The sequence below is a fragment of the Deinococcota bacterium genome, from assembly GCA_030858465.1.
Taxonomy (GTDB): Bacteria; Deinococcota; Deinococci; order Deinococcales; family Trueperaceae; genus JALZLY01.
Window position 1 is genome coordinate 1 of sequence record JALZLY010000096.1, and the last position, 3528, is coordinate 3528.

Annotated in this window: 6 protein-coding genes; 3 read left to right on the forward strand and 3 right to left on the reverse strand. The window is 68.9% G+C overall.

Annotation, left to right across the window (positions count from 1 at the left end; translation table 11 throughout):
• The 3 genes from M3498_04515 to M3498_04525 all read left to right on the forward strand — a co-directional run.
• Nucleotides 1–632, forward strand: a 632-nt coding sequence (locus M3498_04515) for a ubiquinone/menaquinone biosynthesis methyltransferase (GenBank protein MDQ3458560.1), incomplete at its 5' end; no start/stop codon positions are given.
• A 195-nt stretch (nucleotides 633–827) separates the two neighbouring features.
• The gene (locus tag M3498_04520) at nucleotides 828–1412 is read left to right on the forward strand and encodes a hypothetical protein (protein ID MDQ3458561.1); all 585 of its coding nucleotides are present in this window, start codon (nucleotides 828–830) and stop codon (nucleotides 1410–1412) included.
• A 4-nt stretch (nucleotides 1413–1416) separates the two neighbouring features.
• The gene (locus M3498_04525; GenBank protein ID MDQ3458562.1) at nucleotides 1417–2217 is read left to right on the forward strand and encodes an FAD-dependent oxidoreductase; all 801 of its coding nucleotides are present in this window, start codon (nucleotides 1417–1419) and stop codon (nucleotides 2215–2217) included.
• 213 nt (nucleotides 2218–2430) lie between these two features.
• On the opposite strand, the gene M3498_04530 is transcribed toward M3498_04525, so the two are convergent.
• The 3 genes from M3498_04530 to M3498_04540 all read right to left on the reverse strand — a co-directional run.
• Nucleotides 2431–2637: a PfkB family carbohydrate kinase gene (locus M3498_04530; GenBank protein MDQ3458563.1), complete on the reverse strand. Its 207-nt coding sequence runs from the start codon at nucleotides 2635–2637 to the stop codon at nucleotides 2431–2433.
• 31 nt (nucleotides 2638–2668) lie between these two features.
• Nucleotides 2669–3190, reverse strand: a complete 522-nt coding sequence (locus M3498_04535) for a GNAT family N-acetyltransferase (protein MDQ3458564.1) — start codon at nucleotides 3188–3190, stop codon at nucleotides 2669–2671.
• On the reverse strand, nucleotides 3190–3528 hold a 339-nt coding region (locus M3498_04540), incomplete at its 5' end, for an isoaspartyl peptidase/L-asparaginase (GenBank protein MDQ3458565.1). The genes M3498_04535 and M3498_04540, both read right to left, overlap by 1 nt.

Sequence of the window (3528 nt, forward strand, 5' to 3'; positions counted from 1 at the left end):
GCTGGCGCGACGAGGCGACCCGCGCGCTCTTTCATGGACTCACCGGCAGGGCCGCAGAGGGTAGGCTGCGCGTGCTCGACGTGGCCACGGGCACGGCCGACCTGGCGCTCGCCCACAAGCGCTACCGGCCGGAGGCTGAGGTGATCGGCGTGGACTTCGTGGAAGCGATGCTCGACATCGGCCGCCGCAAGGCGCGCGACCAAGGCCTGGAGGTGGCGCTCGAGCGGGGGGACGGTCTCGCGCTGCCTTACGAAGACGCCTCCTTTGACGCGCTGAGCATTGCCTACGGGCTCAGAAACTTCGCCGACTACCAGGCCGGCCTCCGCGAATTCTTCCGGGTCCTAAAGCCCGGCGGCAGGCTGGTGGTGCTCGAGTTTCCGCCGCCGCCGCAGGGCGTCTTCGGCAGGCTCTTCCGCCTCTACTTCCTGCGCGTGCTACCGCTCCTGGGCGGGCTGATTTCGGGCCGGCAGAGCGCCTACCGCTACCTGCCCGACTCGGTCCTGGCCTTTCCCGAGCCGCGGTGCCTCGCTTCGCTGATGCAGTCGGCGGGGTTTACCGGGGTGCGCTATAGGCTGCAGAGCTTTGGCATTTCGGCCCTGCACGTGGGTGAGAAACCCCACTCGAGCTTGTGACGCCTCTTGCAATGCGGCGCTCTTCACGAGTTTATGATCACGACAAGGAGTAGACTCATCGACGATAAGACCTGAGTCCAGGCTGGGTCGGCACCGTGGTCAGCACCGTGGTCAGCACGGTGATCAACACCGTGAGTCAATACCGCGACCAGTACGGCGACCAGTACGGCGATCATCGTCGAAAGAACGGGTGAGATGACGCGACAAGCTTTTGAGGTCAATACCGATATCAGCCTGATCGATCCCGATTGGGATGAGTTCGAGGCGCTTCACGACCGGCGCTACGCGCTGGCCATCGACTACGTCAAGGACGCGGTGGACGGCGAGTCCTACAACAACAGCGTGATGGACCTGGTGGTGGGCGAGCGCGGTTTCTACGCCCAGGCGAAAAACTTTCCGGCGGCCTTTTACGGCGACCTCGGCACGGCGACCTTGGAGCGGGTCGCCGAGGCCGAGGCGCGAGCGGCGGTCTGGGAGGCCACGGCCTATTACCGTTCGGCTGAGGCACTCTCCTTGAACTGCATCTACGGCAGCGGCAGAGACGGCGAGATCTTTTTCGGCTACCGCTTAGGGGGCGGCGACCGCTACGAGTTCGGCCACCTGAGCACCAGCCTGCCGATGCACCTGCGCGTGGTGGTCGACGCGCCCCAGGCGGTGGGCTTCTTGAGCGACCGCCGCGGCGTGCTCATCTACCAGCGCGGCAAGGGCGGCGAGCACTATCTGCTGCGGGCGCCGGGTAGGCGCCAGCCCTTTCCCTGTCTGGACGGCTTTAGCGACTGAGCTCGTGACTGAGCCCGTGACGACGAGCACCTCGCGCGGTCACACGCTTCAGCGTAGCTATGACCTCGTCGTGGTGGGCGCGGGCGTCAGCGGTTCGGAACTCGCCTGGGCCGCGGCCAGGGGCGGCCTCGACACCCTGCTCGTGACCACCAGCATGGACACGGTCTACAACCTCTTGGGCGACGGGGTGGTGCTCAGGCCGCCCTCCGGCACCCTGATGGCCGAGCTCCACGCTCAGGAGGCGCGAGGGGCCGGGGATAGCTACAACGATAGCTACAACGATAGCTACAGCGGTGGCTACGTGACGACCTGGGGCTTTCACCGACGCGCCAAGTACGCGCTCGAGCACTGCCCCAACCTCCATCTCCTGCAGTCCAACGTGAGCGCCCTCATCGGCGAGAGCGAGGCGCGCGGCGTGAACACCTGGGAGGGCGTAGACCGCCTCGGGGCTCGAGTCGCGCTCTGCGTCGGCAGCTTTCTGCGGGCGCGGCTCAGCATCGGCACGCTCACCGAGGCGGCGGGGCGGCTCAGCGAGATGGCCTACGATGACCTCTACGACGACCTGGTCGCGCGCGGCTTCGCCTTCGAGGACGAGCGGCTCGAGGCCGCCTTCGACGACGGCAGCCTGCCCTACCGGGTGGACTGCCGCCGCTTCGCGCTCGCCGAGTGGGACGGTGAGGCCTTCCGCCTGCCGCGCCTGGCCGGGCTCTACGCCGCGGGCGTCTGCGCCTCGGGCTACCTCACCTACGAGGAGGCCGCGGCCCAAGGCCGGGCGCTCGCCCAGAGGATCGTCAGTTCAGGCTGATTCGGGTTTGCGTTCTTGAGCTAAAGGTGTGGACGAAGGGCGCTCGAGTGCCGCCGCGAGTTCGGCGCCGGAAGGTGACGCCGGGCTGAGGAGCTCGGCCAACGGGCGCTTTGCGGTCGCTCGAGCCTTAGGTCCGCGAACTCGAAGCCGTGCTGCCGCAGCCACAGCTTGGCGACCTCGCAGGGGCCGCAGCCGGGCACGCGTAGAGCCGGATCATCGCGCGCTCAAGGGCTCGAGCCTGACCTGGGGCAGGATGCTGCTGATGGTCTCGGGATAGCAGAGTTCGGTGCCCGGCGTCTTGGCGGTGGCGGTGCCGCAGGCGACGGCCAGGCGCAGGGCCTCGCTCCAGTCGGCGCCCTCGGCGCGAGCTAGAAGCGCCCCCGCCAGCATCGAATCGCCCGCGCCCACCGCCGAGTCCACGGTGACCTTGGGCGGTGTTGCCGACGACGCGCTACCTTTCAGGGTGAAGGGCGCCCGGGGGCAGTGGGTCGCCCTCCAGGTTCAGGTGGAATACGAAGAAGGCGGCGTCGCCGCGCTCCCGCCCAAAGCGTTTGGCGTAGAAGCCGCGCCGCTGCGGGTCGCCGTCCTTGCTATAGAGGAGGCGCTGGCAGCCCCGCCGCCTTGCCTCGGCCTTGACGGCGTCCAGCAGCCGGCTGCCGAGCCCCTGGCCCCGCCAGCGCGAGTGCACGAACAGCTCCGAGACGAGGCCGTAGATGCCGAAGCGGAGGTTGCGGGTCCAGGCGACGGCAACGAAGCCGGCCGCTCGTCCTTTGCCGTTCTCGGCGACGAAAACGGTGTGGCCCTCGTCCCGGCCGCAAAACAGCAAGCCCTCTCTGACGCGTGCCCTCGTGCGTTCGGGCGTTTCGCTGAGAACATGTGGGCAAGCGTCGCCGCGCAGGATGCGGGCGATGGCCGCGGCGTCGCCGGCGCGCGCGGGCCGGATGAAACCGCCGGCCTCTGCTGAGCAGGCCATCAGAGGACGTGAACCCCCGGCTCGAGGCCTACCCGCGCGTCCCCGCCGCTCTCGCGGCGCCAGGCATAGGCCATGCTCGGGGCGTTGTAGGCGGCGCAGAGCCTGCCCTCGGCCGTCACGGCGATGAGGCCGCCGTCGCCGCCAAAGCCTTGCACCTCCTCAAGCACGCGCGCGGTGGCGTCGCTAAGACTCCAACCGCTCTCGAGCAGCCAGGCCAACTGCCGGGCGCTGACGCCGCGGATAAAGGACTCGCCGTGGCCGGTGCAGGACAGGGCGACGCGAGCGTCCGCCCAGGTGCCCGCGCCGATGAGCGGCGAGTCGCCGAGGCGGCCGGGCGC

Excerpts from the sequence above, each read along its gene's own strand:
- M3498_04520 (MDQ3458561.1), top strand. The coding sequence starts at position 828 with ATGACGCGACAAGCTTTTGAGGTCAATACCGATATCAGCCTGATCGAT.
- M3498_04535 (MDQ3458564.1), bottom strand. The coding sequence starts at position 3,190 with ATGGCCTGCTCAGCAGAGGCCGGCGGTTTCATCCGGCCCGCGCGCGCC.